Genomic DNA, 18,170 nt, shown 5'->3' with positions numbered 1-18,170 from the left:
GCAAATGCGAGCCGTTATCATTTGATGGATCACAGGGCGGTGATGCGTTGTGGTTCAACTTCTTATTGGCTGTGGTGTTCAATGTCTTCACGTCCTGTCGTTTCCGGTTTGCCCGCCCTCGTATCCGGCGCCTTGCTCGGCACCATGGCGATGATGGCGTTCGTGTCCGTGATCGGCCCGGTGGTGCGGGTGCTGGGCTTGGCCGAGTGGCACGCCGGCCTGTCGGTCACCGCGGCGGGTGTGTTGTGGATGCTGTCGGCACGGCGCTGGGGCGCGCTCAGCGATCGCATCGGCCGCAAGCGCGTGCTGTTGATCGCACTGGCGGCCTATGCCGTGATCTATGTGGCGCTGGCGGTGTTCGTCGATGTGGCGCTGACCTCACCGCCGGCGATCTGGCTCTCCGTGCTGGTCCTGGTCGGCACGCGTGCCCTGGTCGGGCTGTTCTATGCCGCCGTGCCGCCGACCGCCGCGGCCATCATTGCCGATCAGGCGGCCCCGGGGCAGCGCGGCAGCGTCATGGCCAAGCTCGGCACCGCCAACGCACTGGGCATGGTGCTGGGCCCGGCCGCCGCCGGTTGGATCGCTTACAAGAATCTCTCGCTCACACTCTATGTGGCGGCGTTGTTGCCGTTGCTGTCGCTGCTGATGATCTGGTGGCGGTTGCCGAATACGCCTCCCGTCGCGCCGACGCATACCGGCCCCAAGCCGACGCTCGGGCTGGGCGATGCACGCCTGCGCCTGCCGTTGCTGGCGGTGTTCGCCGCGATGATCTCGGTCACCATCGCGCAGGTGACGGTCGGCTTCTTCGCGATCGACCGCCTGCGCCTGTCGCCGGCAGACGGCGCGCGCATGGCCGGGCTGGCCCTGACTGCCGTCGGCGTGGGCCTGATCTTCGCGCAGGGCCTGGTGATGAAGCTCAAGGACATCCGCCCGACGCGCTGGATCCTGGTCGGCGCACTGATCTCCGGGTTGGGCTTTGCGTCGGTCGCGCTGGTCAGCGTGCCGTGGCAGCTGCTGGCCAGCTATGCGTTCGCGGCGTTCGGCATGGGCTTCGTGTTCCCCAATTTCCAGGCGCTGGCCGCCGATTCGGTGGAGGCTCACGAGCAGGGCGCCGCCGCGGGCACGGTCGCGTCGGTGCAGGGCATGGGCATGGTGGTCGGGCCGATGATCGGCACGCTGCTGTACCGCTGGTCGCCGAGCGCGCCGTACCTGCTGGTCGGCGTGGTGCTGCTCATCCTGGCCATCTCTGCAGCGGCGCACCGCGAGCGGGGTGCGGCATGAACGAGATGCTCGCCCGCGGAACAACTGAAGAGATGAGCGACACCACCGCCATCGACGCCGCCGATGCGCCGTACTTCCTGCTGCGCAGCCCGCAGCAGGCGATGGAAGCGCAGGGTGTGCGCGCGCGGCTGCCGTCCGGCGGCACCGCCACACTGGCCGAGCGCGTCGCTGCGTTCTTCGCCGCGCCGCGCTCCGGCCCGCGCTTGCTGGTGGGTGCGGTGCCGTTCGATCCCGAGCAGGGCGATGCGCTGTATCAGCCGGACCAGATGTCTGGGCAGACCGCAGTGGTTCGTGTGGAAACGCCGACGCTGGTCGGTGATGTGGTCGCTGAACCGTCTGCGGATGCGTATGCGCAGGCAGTGGCAACGGCCGTCACCGAACTGCAGCGCAGCGACAGTCCGCTGGAGAAAGTCGTGCTCGCCCGCAGCCTGCGCGTCACCACCGCGCAGCCGCTGCATCCGCGCGTGCTGGCCGCGCGCCTGGGCAAGGATCCCAGCGTGGCCACCTACGTGGTGCCGGTGCCCGCCGCGGGCGCGGCCGACCCGGCCTGGCTGGTCGGTGCCACCCCGGAACTGCTGGTCTCCAAGCGCGGTGACCGCGTGCTGTCGCACCCCCTCGCAGGCTCGGCCCGTCGTTCGGCCGATCCGGCCGAAGATGCGCGCGCCGCCGAAATGCTGCTGGCCTCGGCCAAGGATCATGACGAGCACCGCCATGTGGTCGAGGCCATCGTTGCCGCGCTCGCCCCGCTGTGCCACCACGTCGAAGCGCAGCCGCGCCCGACGCTGCATGCCACCGCGACCATGTGGCACCTCGGTACCCGCATCCATGGGACGTTGAAGGACGCGTCATTGTCCTCGGCCGCCCTGGTCGCGCTGCTGCATCCCACCCCGGCGGTGTGCGGTACGCCGCGCCAGCAGGCGCTGGCGCTGATCCGCCAGGCCGAACCGGTCGCGCGGGGGTTCTACGCCGGCGCCGTCGGCTGGACCGATGCCCAGGGCGATGGCGACTGGTACGTGGCGATCCGCTGCGCACGGGTGCAGGGCACTGAAGTGCGCCTGTATGCCGGGGCAGGCATCGTCGCGGGCTCACACCCCGATCTCGAGGTAGCCGAAACGGCTGCCAAGTTCATGGCCCTGCTGACCGCGCTCGGCGTCCATGACGTTCGTTCTTTCTGATGTGCGGGAGCTGTCCATGAACGCATCCTTCTCTTCCTCCCGGGTGCCGCTGCGCCAGGTCTGGCCACCGGCCCTGGTCGCGCGTTACCGCGCTGCCGGGCACTGGCGCGGCGAGACCTTCCCGGGTTTCCTGCGCGAGCGCGCCGAGCGCTTCGCCGGTGACATCGCCGTGGTCGGTGGCGATACGCGCCTGACCTATGCGCAGCTGTGGCAGGAGGCCGGCCGCATCGGCGCCGGCCTGCTGGCCCAGGGACTGGCACCGGGTGACCGGGTGGTGGTCCAGCTCGGCAACGTGCCCGAGTTCGTCACCGTGGTCTGTGGCCTGTTCCGTGCCGGCCTGATTCCCGTGTATGCGCTGCCCGCGCACCGCATCACCGAAGTCACGCATTTCGCGCGCAAGGCCGACGCCAGTGCGTACATCGCCGCCGCGAACCATGACGGCTTCGACTACCGCACGCTGGCGCGCGAGCTGCAGTCGCAGGTGCCGGACGTGCAGCACATCGTCATCGCCGGTGACGCGGCCGGGTTCACCGCGCTCGATACGCTGGCCGGTGACCTCGAACAGCTGCCGGCCGATCCGGACCCGCAGTCGGTCGCGTTCCTGCAGATTTCCGGCGGCAGCACCGGCCTGTCCAAGCTGATCCCGCGCACGCACGATGACTATCTGTATTCGTTCCGCGCCAGCAACGCGATCTGCGGCATCACCCGGGACAGCGTCTATCTGGTCGCGCTGCCGGCCGCGCACAACTTCCCGATGAGCTCGCCCGGGTTCTTCGGCACGCTGTACGCCGGGGGACGCGTGGTGCTCAGCCCCGGTGCGGGCCCGGACGCCGCGTTTCCCTTGATCGCGCGCGAGCGGGTCACCTGTGTCGGCCTGGTGCCGCCGCTGGCGCTGCTGTGGGCCCAAGCCGCCGCGACGACAGCCCACGATCTCTCCAGCCTGCAGGTGGTGCAGGTCGGCGGCGCCAAGCTGGTGCCGGAAGCGGCGCGCCGCGTCATCGCCGGGCTGGGCTGCACCCTGCAGCAGGTGTTCGGCATGGCCGAGGGCCTGGTCAACTACACGCGCCTGCACGACAGCGACGAGCTCATCGTCTCCACCCAGGGGCGCCCGATCAGCGAAGATGACGAGGTGCTGGTGGTCGATGACCACGGCAACCCGGTCGCAGAAGGTGAAACCGGGCATCTGCTCACCCGCGGCCCGTATACCATCCGCGGCTACCACAACGATCCGGCCGCCAATGCGCGTGCCTTCACCGAAGATGGCTTCTACCGCACCGGCGACATGGTCCAGCGGCTGCCGGGCGGCTATCTGGTGGTGCAGGGCAGGGCCAGCGACCACATCAACCGCGCCGGCGAAAAGATCTCCGCCGAAGAGATCGAGGACCACCTGCTGGCGCACCCGAGTGTGTTCGATGCCGCCGTGGTCTCGATCCCCGATGACTACCTGGGTGAGCGCAGCTGCGCCTTCATCATTGCCCAGGGCGAGCCGACCAGGGCCGCCAGCCTCAAGGCCTGGGTCCGCAGCCGCGGCCTGGCCGCGTTCAAAGTGCCGGACCAGATCGTGTTCGTCGATGCTTTCGGCACCACCGCGGTCGGCAAGATCAGCCGTCGCGAACTGCGTGCCCAGCTGCGCGAACGTTTCATGCAACAGACAGGAGAAACGCGCTGATGGCGCTGCCCAAGATCCAACCGTATCCGCTGCCGACCCAGGCCGAGCTGCCCACCCCGCGCGGCGCGTGGCAACCGGACACCGCACGCGTGGCGCTGCTGGTGCATGACATGCAGCGCTACTTCCTGGCCGCCTTCGCGCCGGATGCGGCACCGCTGGCCCCGGCCGTCGCCAACATCGCGCGCCTGCTCACGCATTGCCGTGCGCGTGGCATCCCGGTGTTCTACACCGCCCAGCGCGGCCACCAGGACCGGCGTGACCGTGGCCTGCAGGCCGATCTGTGGGGCCCGGGCATGTCCGCCACCGAAGAACACGAAGCCATCATCGAGGCCGTGGCCCCGGCGGAGGGCGACCATGTGCTGGTCAAACACCGCTACAGCGCGTTCCAGCGCAGCAATCTGGACACCATGATGCGCGCGCGTGGCCGCGACCAGTTGCTGGTCACCGGCGTCTACGCGCATATCGGCTGCACCGCCACGGTCGCCGAGGGCTTCCAGCGCGACATCGAGAGCTTCATCGCCGCCGACGCGGTCGCCGATTTCTCGCGGGCCGACCATGACCTGGCCCTGCACTGGATCGCCCGTACCTGTGGCGTGCCGATGACCACCGATCACCTGCTGGAGAGGCTGGCATGACCGCACTGACCCTGGAGCGCATGCGCGCCGATGTCGCCGGGATGCTCGGCGAAGCCCCCGAGGACATCCGGGACGACGAGAACCTGATGGACCTGGGGCTGGATTCGATGCGCGTACTCGGCCTGGTACTGGCCTGGGGCAACACCGGCATCCCGCTGGAATTCAGTCATCTGGCCGAACACGCCACGCTGGGCGGCTGGTGGACCGTGGTGCAGCGGCTGCAGGCCGAGGCGGCGGCCAGCGCATGAATGCCCGTGCGGTGCCGGGCGCGGCCGGGCCCATCGTCCGCTGGCTGAGCGAGGCCCAGGCGGGCCTGTGGTATGCCCAGCGGCTGGCCCCGGACAATCCCGCGTTCAACACCGCCCACGCCGTCTGGATCGAGGGTGCGCTGGATGTCGCGGCTTTCGTGCGTGCCGCCGATCAGGCCGCGCAGGAAGCGGAGGCGCTGGCCCTGCGCATCGTCGAGGACGCGCAGGGCGCGCCCGGCCAGTGGATCGACCCGCAGCACACACCGAGGTTGGAGGTGCTGGATCTGTCCGATCAGCCGGACCCCGCCGCCGCCGCGCGCGAGGCCATGCAGCGCGACCGGCTCAGCCCGGTGGATCCTGCCCGCGATCGGCTCAGCCAACAGCGTCTGTTCCTGCTGGGCCCGGCGCGCAGCGTCTGGTACCTGCGCGTGCATCACCTGGCCACCGATGGCTACGGCATGGGCCTGCTGACCGAGCGCGTCTGCGCGCTGTATGCAGGTCATCCGCAGCAGGCGGCGGTGGCACCGTTGCAGCCCGTGCTTGAGGAAGACACCCAGTACCGTGACAGCGAGCGCCGCACGCGCGATGCCGCTTACTGGCGCGAGGCCATGGCCGGCGCGCCGGCCGCCACCGGCCTGCAGGCGGGCATGGCGCCGGCCGCAGCGGATGCGCTGCGCCACGTGCAGCCGATCGACACTGCCCTGCGCGAGCGCCTGCACGCGGCGGCAGCCGCGATCGGCCAGCCCTGGCCGGACCTGCTGACCGCGCTTGGTGCAGAGTACTGCCGCCGGATCAGTGGGGAAGCGGAGGCGGTGATCGGCGTGCCCTTCATGGGCCGCCTCGGCAGCGTCTCCGCCCGCGTCCCGGCGATGGTGATGAACGTCCTGCCGCTGCGGGTCGCGGCCACGCACGACACCGTGGATGCCTATGTGCGCGATATCGCCATGCGCCTGATGCGTGGCCGGCGCCATGGTCGCTACCGGGGCGAGCAGCTGCGGCGCGACCTCGGGCTGATCGGCGGCCAGCGCCGCCTGCACGGTCCGCTGGTCAATGTGCAGCCGTTCTATCGGCCGCTGCAGCTGGCCGGCGTCACTGCGACGCTCGAGGTGCTCTCCACCGGTCCAGTCGATGACGTGACGCTCGGCTTCCGCGGGGATGGCACGGCCGTGCTCGATCTGGAGATCGAAGCCAATCCCACGCTGTACACCCCCGCACAGCAGCAGGCGCATGCCGCGCGCCTGCTGCATTTCGTGTCGGCCGCGCTGGACGTACAGGCCACCGGCGGCACGATCGCCTCGGTGCCGCTGTGCACGCCCGCCGAAGCGCAGCGCTATCTGCACGACATCAACGCCACGGCGCATCCGGTGCCCGAGCTCAGCCTGGCCGCACTGATCACCGCACGGATGGCGGCGACGCCGGCAGCCACCGCGGTGGTGTTCGGCGCGGATCGCCTGAGCTTCGCCGAGCTGGAGCAGCGCAGCCGTGCGCTGGCCCTGCAGCTGCGGGCGCAGGGCGTGGGCCGCGAGGTGAGGGTGGTGGTGGCGCTGCCGCGCTCGCTGGAACTGATCATCGCGCTGGTCGCGGTGCTGCGTGCCGGTGGCGCCTACCTCCCGGTGGACCTGGCCCATCCGGACGAACGCCTGGCCCGGATCCTGCGCTCGGCGCAGCCGATCTGCGTGCTGGCGCTGGCGCAGGATCGCGCGCGGTTCCCAGGGACGCCGGTGCTGGACCCTGCCCAGTGGCAGCGCCACAACGACGCCGCGCTGACCACAGAGCCGCAGCCGGACGATGCGGCCTATGTCATCTATACCTCCGGCTCCACTGGTGAACCGAAGGGCGTGCTTATCGAGCACCGCGCCATCGTCAACCGCCTGGAGTGGATGCGCGGGCATTACGCGATCCAGGCCGACGACCGCATCCTGCAGAAAACCCCGGCCACTTTCGATGTCTCGGTGTGGGAGTTCTTCCTGCCGCTGATCAGCGGCGCCACCCTGGTGGTGGCCCCGCCCGAGGCGCATCGCGATCCGCTGGTATTGGCCGCACTGATCCGCCAGCACGCGATCACCACCCTGCATTTCGTGCCGTCGATGCTGGCCGCGTTCCTGGCCGCCCCGGCCGCGCATGGGCTGCAGCTGCGCCGCGTGTTCACCAGCGGCGAGGCACTGGACGCCGCGCTGCGTGACCGCTTCCATGCCACGGTCCAGGCCGAGCTGCACAATCTTTATGGTCCCACCGAGGCAGCCGTGGATGTCAGCTTCTGGCCCGCCAGCCAGGACGACACCTCCGCACCGGTGCCGATCGGCCATCCGGTCTGGAACACCCGCCTGTACGTGCTCGAGGCCGGCATGCAACCGCTGCCGCCGGGCGTCGCCGGCGATCTGTATCTCGGCGGTGTGCAGCTGGCACGCGGCTACCTGGGGCGCGACGATCTGACCGCCGAGCGCTTCCTGCCCGATCCGTTCGTTGCCGGCGGACGCCTGTATCGCACCGGCGACGTGGCGCGCTGGCGAGAAGACGGGGCAGTGGAATATCTCGGTCGCAGCGATCACCAGATCAAGCTGCGCGGCCTGCGCATCGAGCTCGGCGAAATCGACGCCGCACTGCGTTCGGCACCCGGCGTCACCCGCGCCGAAGTGCTGCTGCGCGAAGACCGCCCCGGCGAGCCGCGGCTGGTGGCCTACCTCAACACGGGTGGCCCGTCGCTGGAGACGCTGCGGGGGCATCTGGCCAACCGGCTGCCGGACTACATGGTGCCCGTTGCCTTCGTGGAACTGGAGCATTGGCCGGTCACGGCCAACGGCAAACTGGATCGCGCCGCGTTGCCGGCACCGGCGCAGGCGTCTGGCTCGGGCGTTGCGCCGAGCACCGCGACCGAGCAGGCGCTGGCGGCGCTGTTCGCTGAGACGCTGGGGCTGAGCCTGCCGGTCAGTGCCGATGCCGATTTCTTCGCCCTGGGCGGCGACTCCCTGAGCGCCGTGCACCTGCTGCTGGCGATCCAGCAGCGGTGGCGTTGTGACCTGGGCCTGGGCGCGGTCTTCGCCGCACCGACAGTCGCCGCACTCGCGGCCCGTATCGACGCACCCCCGGCTGCCACCGACCATGGGCTCGCCCCGATGATCCGGCTGGCCAGCGGAGATGCCGCGCTCGCGCCGCTGTATGTGATCCATCCTGCCGGCGGCATCGCCTGGAACTACCGCGACCTGGCCCGCGCACTCTCACCCGCGCGTGAGGTGCAGGGCCTGCAGTCGCCGGTGCTCGATCCCAACCAGCCGCTGCCGGCGAGCATCGAAGCACTGGCGGCCGACTATGCGGAGCGGATCCTCGCATTGGGCCGGCCCGGGCCGGTGCATCTGCTCGGCTGGTCGGTCGGCGGCATCCTCGCCCAGGCGATGGCGGTGCACCTGCGTGGGCGCGGCCACGAGGTCGGCGTGCTGGCGCTGCTCGATGCGTATCCCAGCGAGTGCTGGCGGGCCGAACCCGACCCGGACCCGATCGCCGCGCTGCGCGCTCTGCTTGCCATCGCCGGGCATGATCCGGAGGCGCATCCAGAGCTGGACAGCCGCGCACGCATCCTGGCCTTCCTGCGCCGCGGCGACAGCGCACTGGGCAACCTGCCGGATGTCGTCCTCGATGGCGTGGTCCGTGCCGTCACCGGCACCAACCGCCTGATCCGCGCCCATCACCACACCCACTACGACGGGCCGCTGCTGCACGTGCGTGCCGGTCGCGACCATCTCGCCCGCCCGCAGCTGCAGTCCGCGTTGTGGCAGGCCCATGCCGCCCACGTGGAGGCGATCGACCTTCCTTTCCTGCACGCCGAACTCACCGGCCGCGATGCCGTGGCGCAGATCGCGCCCTGGCTGGATACGCACCTTCGGCGGCACGACCTACACAGGACATCAGCATGAAACTCACCGGATTCGACGGCACCATCGCGCTGGTCACCGGCGCGGGCGGCGGCATCGGGGCGGCACTGGTCGAGCAGCTGCGCGCCAGCGGCTGCATCGTGGTCGCGACCGACATGGTGGCGCCGGAGCGTGTGGCCGGGGCAGGGAAGTCGACCGTGCACGCCAGCGCGCTGGACGTGACCGACTCCGCTGCGGTGGATGCACTGGTGGACTGGGTGGAAACCCAGCTCGGGCCGATCGGGTTCGGCATCAACGTCGCCGGCGTGCTGCAGACCGGCACCGTCGTCGACACCGACGACGCGCAATGGCGCCGGGTGTTCGCGGTCAACACGGACGGCGTCTTCCACGTCTCCCGTGCGCTTGCGCGGGTGATGTCGCCGCGGCGCAGGGGCGCGATCGTCACCGTCAGCTCCAACGCCGCAGGCGTCCCGCGCCACGGCATGGCCGCGTACGCCGCCTCCAAGGCCGCTTCCACCATGTTCACCCGCTGCCTCGGCCTGGAGCTGGCGCCGCTGGGCATCCGCTGCAACATCGTCGCCCCGGGCTCGACCCTCACCCCGATGCAGACCGGTATGTGGGTGGACGAACAGGGTGCCGAGCGGGTGATCCAAGGTAGTCCGGAGACGTACAAGGCCGGCATACCGCTGCAGAAGCTGGCCAGCCCGGAGGACATCGCCAACGCCGTGATGTTCCTGCTCTCCGACCAGGCCGGCCATATCGCGATGAGCGATCTGTATGTGGATGGGGGCGCCACGCTGCGCGGTTGAGAGGCAGACGCTCCGTTTTCCACCCCAACGGAGCGCAGCGGGCGATGCGAGACCATATCTCGGCTGAACAGATCGCGGTCGCGAAGCCATTTCGTATTAGTTGTATAGCCAGGCGCTGCTCGACGCGGAGAATTCGCGTCCCACACGGCGGCTCACCGCCCTCACGCCGGCCTTGCCGAAACGACGACCCTCCTCGACCGCAGCCATGCGGCCGGGCAGGAAAGTCGCACCCTCGGATTCTCCGGCCACAGCACCTGGACTGCCACATGACGCTTCATTCCGCGCGGAACACTTCGCTCTGCATTGCCATTGCCGCTTCGCTCGCCGTTATGGCGCATCCCGTGGTCGCTTCAGCGGCGGAGACCGTCATCATTCGGGATGCCGATCTCGATCACATAATCCCACCGACGTACGCGCATGCCGAGATATACGACTCCAAGGTGACCAACTACGAGGCAGGCGGCACGCGCGACTGGTCGGCGGTGAGCATCGATCGCGGCAACCTGCGGCTGGAACGGACACAGGTGGTGACTACGGGCGAGGACATGGCGGCGTTGGGGTATTACGGCGGCGAGTACCACAACAATGGCGCCGTCTACGACGCAGTCATCGAGGATTCGGATTTCAGCACCTCGGGCGACAGGGCATCGGGCCTGCAGTTCAGCTCGATCGCGTTCGACAACGCTACCGGGGCGTTGAACAGGGTCGGTACGATCACGGTGCGCGACAGTAACGTGAGTACGACCGGCGCACAGTCGCACGGCATGACGATTGCTGGCGTCAACAATGTCGGTTACCTCGGCGGCGAGATTCAGACTCGTGGTCAGGGTGCCATCGGTGTGTACATGATGGGCGGCTTCGTCCGCATGCAGGGCAGCAGGGTTGACACCGCGGGCGACGCTGCGCACGGCATCCATGCGCAGTCAATGCGATGGGGCATCACCGGGGCACCGGGCATGGTGTATCGCGCCGATGTCGGCCTGGTGGATGCCAGTGTGGAGACCCGCGGCGCGGGCAGCGTCGGTATCCTGGCGGGCTACGATGACCGGGGCAGCCCGGAGGGCATTGGCTCGATTGTCCGCCTGGACAACAACACCACGGTGCGGTCACGGCAGAGCCACGCCGTACAGTTCCTGGGCGGCAGGGAGAACGAGCTGCTCCTGACGGGCGGCAGCGTACTGGACGGTGGAGACGCCATCCTGTTCGCTGGCGTGCCCGACAGCGTCAACCGGATCAGCGCCGTCGATTCCACCCTCATCGGGCGGGGCGGGCAGGCAGTAGTAGCCGACAACGGCGCCAGCATCCACCTCGGCCTGGACAACAGTGACGTGGCCGTGGAGGCAGGCAAAGGCCTGGCCTGGGCAGCCAATGGCGGCCATATCGATCTGCTGGCCAAGGGCTCTCGCCTGCAGGGCAGTGCGTTCGCCGACGCCACATCACGACTCGACGTGGCGCTGGACGGGAGCCGCTGGGACGCCTGGGGCCAGTCGCAGGTCGATGAAGTCAGTCTGCGCAACGGGAGCACCCTGCTTATTGGCGCGGGCAGCGTGGGTGACCAGCTGATCGTGCGGGGGGATTTCGCCATCGACGACAGCACGCTGGTGTTCGACAGCGCGCTGGGTGATGACAGTTCACCTACCGATTACCTGTGGGTGCAGGGCAACACCAGCGGGCAGGGCGACATCGCCGTCAACAACGTGGGCGGCCGTGGCGCGCAGACCGAGGACGGCATCCAGCTGATTGCCGTTGATGGCGAGTCCAACGCCGGATTCAAACTGCAGGATCGTGCGGTGGGCGGGGTGTACGAGTACTTCCTGCACAAAGGCAGCAAGACCGATCCTGACGATGGCGGCTGGTACCTGCGCTCGGAGTTGAACGACGAGCCGGACCCGTGCAGCGCCGAGGGCGAATGCGACCCGCCGCCGCCGCCGGTGCCGTGCAGCGTGGATCCGGGCCAGGGGCATTGCGATCCGGCGGTCGTGGAGCCACCGCCGCCGCGTCCGCTGCCGTGCAGCGTTGACGCCGGCCAGCCGGATTGCGAGCCGGCCGTTGTCGAGCCACCGCCGGTGCCGGTGCTGCGCCCGGAGCCGGGTGCCTACCTGGCCAACCAGACCGCTGCCGTGCAGATGTTCGGCCAGCGTCATCATGATCGCAGTGGCACCGCCGACGATCGCGGTGCGTGGGCGCGCATTACCCGCACGCAAGCCGAGTACGGCGTGATCGGCAACCAGCTCAGCGTCGATGGTGATACCAATACCCTGCAGGTGGGCAGCGATGTGTGGGCATGGGGCGAGGGCAGGGGCCAGGTGGGTGTGATGGCTGGCCATGGCAGCGCCAACAACATCGTGACCTCGGACCTGACCGGTTACTCGGCCAAGGGCAAGGTCACCGGCAACATGGTCGGCGTGTACGCCAGCTGGTCGCAGCAGCGGCATCAGGAGGGCGGCCTGTACCTGGACGGCTCGCTGCAGCACGCGCGCTTCGACAATTCGGTCCAGGGCGATGCGCTGGCCAAGGAAACCTACGACAGCCGTGCCAGCACCGCGACGGCCGAGGCCGGGTACGGCTTCAAGGTCTACGACAGCGGCCGCAGTGCGTTGTTCGTGGAGCCGCAGCTGCAGCTGAGCTACCGCCGTTTCGATGCGGACAATCTGACTGAAACCAACGGCACGATCATCGACGGCAGCGATGCCGATGGCCTGAGCAGCCGTGTGGGTGTGCGCGTGTTTGGCCATACCGAGCTGGACAGTGGAAATCGCGTGCAGCCGTTTGTGGCGGTGAACTGGATTCGGGAGTCCAGCGAAAACAGCCTGCGCTTTGATGGCGAGCAGCTGGCCGGTGGCCTGCCGAACAACCGCTACGAAGCCAAGGCCGGCGCGCAGCTGACGTTCGGCGAGCGCTGGAGCGCCTGGGGTGATTTCGGGCTGCAGCGTGGCGACCGCGGTTACAAGGAAGTGGCCGCCCAGATCGGGTTGCGCGCCGGGTGGTAAGGCAGCGTCCGACCCAAGGTAGAGCATATTGACTAAATGGTGGGTCCGCCCCATGGTCGGACCTCTCGGGCGAATAGCTGGCCGCGCCCACCGAGAAACAAGGCCGCCGCGAGCAATCGCGGCGGCCTTGTCATATCTGGCCACGACTATAACGGTGGGCTGCTGACGACGAATCTCCCCTCGCGCTACCGCCTGTTCATATTGACTTGCTTACGCCGCCCTGTACGCTCCAGCGGTGAGCTGCATCACAAAAGCGCAGCCCCCTGCGACAGGCGGAAGCACCGCATCCAGTCACCTTTCGTATTTGTTGCATAGCATCATCCCCGAAGGATGAATACGCTGTTGGTCAAGGAGGTGTTCTACCTCCTTCAGATCGTGTCCCCTCCCAGGAGTTCCAATGACCCAGCATTCTCTTTCCGCGCAGCGCCAAGCGTATCTCCCGGGCTCGCGCCGTCGCCCTGCCGCACTCGCCGCCGCTGTCAGTTTGGCGTTGATGGCGCTGCATCTGCAGCCGGCGTTGGCCGGCACCGTGCCCGTAGACAGTTCGCATATAGTGAATCCCGGTGATGCTGTTGAGGCATGGAGGGTCAGCGAAGGCGGCAGTCTGACGCTGAATCAAGGCGCCGAATCGCTTGACATCGAGGCGCTGGGCGAAGGCGCGCTAATCACGGTCACGGGGGCAACGGTCAGCGGCAGCCTTCGCGGTGGGAGGGGGGTAACGACGATTTCCGCAGCTACTGTAAAAGGCGGGGACGGCGTCTCTAATAGTCAAGGTCTGTTGACTATTTCCGCCGGCAGCCAGATCAGTGGAACATCCGGTGTCAGATCTGTTGGAAGCACCGATGTGTCCTCGGGCGGGACGCGCATCAGCGATTCCGTGGTAATTGCCACCCAGTACTCGGGCTTCCTCCAGGGCGGTGGCAATGCCGTGGTAGCGAGCAGCGAGGTGACGGGTCACCAGGAAGGTATTGCTATCCAAAGCGCCTATAACAGCGCCGTGGTCATATCCAGGGAAGCAGAAACCACGGTCGATAGCTCGATCATCCGTGGAGTGGAAGGTAGTGCGATTACTGTGGGCTGGTACGAAGGCTGGGATGCCGGTCGCGTCAATGCGGCTATCGATATTCAAAACGGCAGTCAGCTGGTCGGTGGTAATGGTATCGCGCTGGAAGTGTTCAGCGGCAACGCGGTTGACTTCGCCGTCGACCGGAGTGACATCGTGGGTGACATTTCCGTCAATAGCGCTGCCACCGCCGACATTACGCTCCGCAACGGTGCGACCCTTCTGGGGAAAATGACGAACGTGACCAGCACCGCGATCGGTGATGGTGCTCGTTGGACGCTCACTGGCGATAGCAATGTGGGCACGTTGGCCTTGAACGGCGGCGGCACCGTCGCCTTGGGCGACGGCGGCAAGTTCAACACCCTCACTGTCACCGGCGATTACACCGGTGCCGGCGGCACCGTGCTGTTCAACACCGTACTTGCCGATGACGCCTCGGCCAGCGACAAGCTGATCATCAACGGCGCCACCAGCGGCCAGACCAATGTGGCGGTCAACAACATCGGCGGCGCCGGTGCGCAGACCGTGAATGGCATCCAACTGATCCGCGTGGACGGCGCCTCCAACGGCCAGTTCGACCTGAGCGGCCGTGCGGTGGCGGGGCAGTACGAGTATTTCCTGTTCAAGGGCGGCAAGGCCGATCCCAACGATGGCGATTGGTACCTGCGCTCTGAACTGCCGGTCGCACCGCCGGAGCCGGACCCCTGCCTGGCCGACCCGAATGCGCCGGGCTGCGTGATCACGCTGCCGGAGCAGTGCCTGATTGATCCGAGCCTGCCGCAGTGCCTGCCGCCGGTACCGGTGCTTCGCCCGGAGCCGGGTGCGTATCTGGCCAATCAGAGCGCGGCGGTGCAGATGTTCGGCACGCGCTTCCACGATCGTAATGGCGGTACCGCCCGCGGACTTGCCGAGCGCGGCGCGTGGGCGCGCGTGTCCCGCAATCAGGCCGACTATGGCGTGATCGGCGACCAGCTCAGCGTCAACGGCGATACCGATGTGCTGCAGGTCGGCACTGATGTGTTCACTTGGGGCGAAGGCAGTCAAGGCCAGCTCGGCGTGATGCTGGGCAGTGGTCGTGCGAACAATACGGTCACGTCCCGACTGACCGGCTACTCGGCCAAGGGCAAGGTCGAAGGACAGGCGATCGGTGTCTATGGCAGCTGGCTGCAGGACCCGGCGCAGACGACCGGGCTGTATGTCGACGCCTGGGCCCAGCATGCGCGGTTCAAGAATAGTGTTCAGGGCGATGGCCTGGGCAAGGAGCGCTATGACAGCACCGCCAACAGCGCCTCCGTCGAGGCCGGTTACGGCATTCAAGTCGCCGATGGCGCGCGCGTTGCGATGTTCATCGAGCCGCAGCTGCAGTTGAGCTATACCCGCCTGAACACCGATACGCATGTCGAGCGCAACGGCACGGTGATCGATGGTGATAACGCCGATGGCCTCACCAGCCGCCTGGGCGTGCGTTTCTTCGGCCATGCCCACACCGATGCCGGCAACCGCGTGCAGCCGTTCGTGTCCGTCAACTGGATCCGCGAGTCGAACGAAAACAGCCTGCGCTTCGATGGCGAACAGCTCAGCGGTGGCTTGCCGCAGAACCGCTACGAAGCCAAGGCGGGTGCCTCGCTGCAGCTGGGCGGCCGCTGGACGGCATGGGGTGATCTGGGTCTGCAGCGCGGTGATGGCGGTTACAAGGATGTGGCCGGGCAGATCGGTCTTCGCTCCAGTTGGTAACGACGGCAGGACGCCCCTGATCAAGGCCATGAACATGCATGCACCGACGCGCGGTCACTCACGTTCCAGCCCTGCGCTCCCGCCCAAGATGCTGGCCGCCGCGGTGATGCTCATTCTCGGCTCCGCCTCGGCGCCGGGGTTTGCAGGCACGGTACCCGCTGACGGAAGCCATACCGTGAATGCGGGAGATGCGGTGGAAGGCTGGACTGTCAGCGACGGCGCGACGCTCGCTGTCACTGCTGGCGGCGAGACGCTGCAGATCCAGACGCTGGCGCGCTCGCAGCTTTTGTTGACCGGTGCGATCGTGACGGGAAGCGCCACATCCGCCAGAGCGGCTGTAGCCGCGGAAATGGGCTCCTCTGTCGTCGTCACTGCGGGTTCGTTCATCGATGCAGGAAGCGGTACCGTCATAGGCATACGCGTCCAGGATTCTGCACTGCATGTCCTCGAGAGCGAGGTTCGCGGTGGCTATACCGGCGTGATCCTTGCTTATGACCCGATCAACACACTGTATCCCACCACCGTCGGCGTGCTTGAGCGCAGTCTGATTCATGGGGGGCAGCACGGGGTGTTGATGGCGCCGGTGGCAAGACTCCGCGTGGTGGGAAGCCAGCTTATCGGCGTATCCGATAGCGGCATTTCCAGCCCGGGAGGGGCAGTCGAGGTAACCGGCGGAAGCGATGTGCGTGGTGGCATTCATGGCATCCGCATGCGGCCGGCCACCGTGGCTGGCGGCGGCGACCCGGCTGCCAGCGTACTGGTGGAGGGCTCCCATGTTGAAGGTGGCAGCGGTGCCGCGATTGGCATCTCGCTCAACGACCGGAACCTCTTCGTGCCCGTGGACATCACCGTCCGCAACGGTGCCCAGCTGGTCGGCGGCAATGGCACGATTCTGAGTGTGGACGCCGTGGCTGCCGGTCTTTCTCCGGTGACCTTCACGGTGGAAGCCAGCGACCTCGCGGGGAACGTGGTCAGCGGCGCCGATGCCACCACCCTCGTTGTGCTGCAGAACAATGGACGGATCGCAGGGCAGTTCGACAACGTGGCCTCGGCCGCGGTGAGCGGAGGGGGCGCCTGGCAGCTGACGGGCGACAGTGATGTTGGTCACCTGGCGGTGGGGGCGGGCGGCACGGTCGCGCTCGGCGACGGCACCACGTTCAACACGCTGACCGTCACCGGGGATTACGCAGGCAGCGGTGGCACCCTGCTGTTCAATACCGTCCTCGGCGACGACACTGCAGCCAGCGACACACTGATCGTCAACGGCGGCACCAGCGGCCAGACCAACGTGGCGGTCAACAATGTGGGGGGCGTCGGCGCGCAGACCATCAACGGCATCCAGTTGATCCAGGTCGATGGTTCCTCCAACGGTCAGTTCGATCTGGCCGGCCGCGCAGTAGGCGGCCAGTACGAGTACTTCCTGTTCAAGGGCGGCAAGGCCGATCCCAACGATGGCGACTGGTACCTGCGCTCGGAACTGCCTGCCGTGCCGGACCCCTGCGATGCCGATCCGTCGTTGCCGGGCTGCACGCCCGTCATTCCGCCGGATCCGGATCCCTGCCTGGCCGATCCCAGCGCCCCGGGTTGCGTGATAACCCTGCCGGAGCAGTGCCTCGTCGACCCGGGCTTGCCGCAGTGTCTGCCACCGGCGCCGGTGCTGCGCCCGGAGCCGGGCGCGTACCTGGCCAACCAGAGTGCGGCGGTGCAGATGTTCGGCACGCGGTTCCATGATCGTAATGGTGGCACTGCCCGCGGACTTGCCGAGCGGGGCGCTTGGGTACGTATTTCGCGCAATCAGGCCAACTACGGCGTCATCGGCGACCAGCTCAGCGTCAACGGCGATACCGATGTGCTGCAGCTGGGCACCGATGTCTTTACCTGGGGCGAGGGCAGCCGGGGCCAGCTGGGTGTGATGCTGGGCAGCGGCCGTGCCAACACTACCGTGACGTCCCGCCTGACCGGCTACTCCGCCAAGGGCAAGGTCGAAGGGCAGGCAATCGGCGTTTACGGCAGCTGGCTGCAGACTCCGTCCGCGACCACCGGCCTGTATCTGGATGCCTGGGCCAACCATGCACAGTTCAAGAACAGCGTGCAGGGCGACGCGCTCAGCAAGGAACGCTACGACCGCAAGGCTACCAGCGCCTCGGTCGAGGTTGGCTACGGCGTCCAGGTCGCCAATGGCGAGCGGGTTGCGATGTTCGTCGAGCCGCAACTGCAACTGAGCTACACCCGTTTCACCGCAGACACCCATGCCGAATCCAACGGCACGGTCATCGATGGCAGCGACGCCGACGGCCTCACAAGCCGCGTCGGTGTGCGCTTCTTCGGCCACGCCAACACCGAGGTCGGCAACCGCGTGCAGCCGTTCGTGGCGCTCAACTGGATTCACGAATCCAGCGACAACAGTCTGCGCTTTGATGGCGAGCGCGTCGCTGGTGGGCTCCCGCAGGATCGATACGAAGCGAAAGCCGGCGCATCGCTGCAGCTCGGCGGCCGCTGGACGGCATGGGGCGATCTGGCCCTGCAGCGAGGTGACGGTGGCTACAAGGATGTGAGCGGCCAGGTGGGCCTACGTAGCAGCTGGTAATACCGAGTAATTTCGACGCCTTGCGGAGCCGGTGCGATCCGTCGCACCGGCCTTTGGCGTGGGAAATGCAGGATACAAATCAGCAGAACGAAATTTGAAACTAATTGCATGGG

The 18,170-nt window shown here is 67.7% G+C and carries 10 protein-coding genes; all 10 read left to right on the top strand.

What is annotated here, in order from left to right; all coding sequences use genetic code 11:
• Positions 1-81: 81 nt before the first annotated feature.
• The 10 genes from ABE473_RS01735 to ABE473_RS01690 all read left to right on the top strand — a co-directional run bounded on the left by ABE473_RS01735 (position 82) and on the right by ABE473_RS01690 (position 18,057).
• Positions 82-1,281: an MFS transporter gene (locus ABE473_RS01735; protein WP_346488263.1), complete on the top strand. Its 1,200-nt coding sequence runs from the start codon at positions 82-84 to the stop codon at positions 1,279-1,281.
• A complete protein-coding gene (locus ABE473_RS01730) occupies positions 1,278-2,456 on the top strand; it encodes an isochorismate synthase (RefSeq protein WP_346488262.1) in 1,179 nt (392 codons plus the stop codon). Before ABE473_RS01735 ends, ABE473_RS01730 begins: the two co-directional genes overlap by 4 nt.
• A 16-nt stretch (positions 2,457-2,472) precedes the next feature.
• Entirely contained in the window at positions 2,473-4,125 is a 1,653-nt protein-coding gene (locus ABE473_RS01725) for an AMP-binding protein (protein WP_346488261.1), read from the top strand.
• Complete coding sequence (locus ABE473_RS01720; RefSeq protein ID WP_346488260.1) at positions 4,125-4,760, top strand: isochorismatase family protein; 636 nt, start codon at positions 4,125-4,127, stop codon at positions 4,758-4,760. The genes ABE473_RS01725 and ABE473_RS01720 overlap by 1 nt, the downstream gene beginning before the upstream one ends.
• Entirely contained in the window at positions 4,757-5,008 is a 252-nt protein-coding gene (locus ABE473_RS01715; RefSeq protein WP_346488259.1) for a phosphopantetheine-binding protein, read from the top strand. The genes ABE473_RS01720 and ABE473_RS01715 overlap by 4 nt, the downstream gene beginning before the upstream one ends.
• A complete protein-coding gene (locus ABE473_RS01710) occupies positions 5,005-8,916 on the top strand; it encodes an amino acid adenylation domain-containing protein (protein WP_346488258.1) in 3,912 nt (1,303 codons plus the stop codon). The genes ABE473_RS01715 and ABE473_RS01710 overlap by 4 nt, the downstream gene beginning before the upstream one ends.
• On the top strand, positions 8,913-9,683 hold the full coding sequence (locus ABE473_RS01705; RefSeq protein ID WP_346488257.1) for a 2,3-dihydro-2,3-dihydroxybenzoate dehydrogenase: 771 nt from the start codon (positions 8,913-8,915) through the stop codon (positions 9,681-9,683). Before ABE473_RS01710 ends, ABE473_RS01705 begins: the two co-directional genes overlap by 4 nt.
• A gap of 341 nt (positions 9,684-10,024) precedes the next feature.
• The gene (locus ABE473_RS01700) at positions 10,025-12,673 is read left to right on the top strand and encodes an autotransporter outer membrane beta-barrel domain-containing protein (protein ID WP_346488256.1); all 2,649 of its coding nucleotides are present in this window, start codon (positions 10,025-10,027) and stop codon (positions 12,671-12,673) included.
• Between the two features lie 397 nt (positions 12,674-13,070).
• Positions 13,071-15,470 (top strand): autotransporter outer membrane beta-barrel domain-containing protein, encoded by a 2,400-nt coding sequence (locus ABE473_RS01695; protein ID WP_346488255.1) that lies wholly within the window; start codon positions 13,071-13,073, stop codon positions 15,468-15,470.
• A 28-nt stretch (positions 15,471-15,498) separates the two neighbouring features.
• Complete coding sequence (locus ABE473_RS01690) at positions 15,499-18,057, top strand: autotransporter outer membrane beta-barrel domain-containing protein (protein ID WP_346488254.1); 2,559 nt, start codon at positions 15,499-15,501, stop codon at positions 18,055-18,057.
• The last annotated feature ends 113 nt before the right edge of the window (positions 18,058-18,170 follow it).

The organism is Stenotrophomonas sp. TWI700, from assembly GCF_039673645.1.
GTDB lineage: Bacteria > Pseudomonadota > Gammaproteobacteria > Xanthomonadales > Xanthomonadaceae > Stenotrophomonas > Stenotrophomonas maltophilia_AA.
The sequence above is the reverse complement of the archived record's forward strand: the minus strand, read 5'-3'. Positions and strand labels throughout refer to the sequence as shown.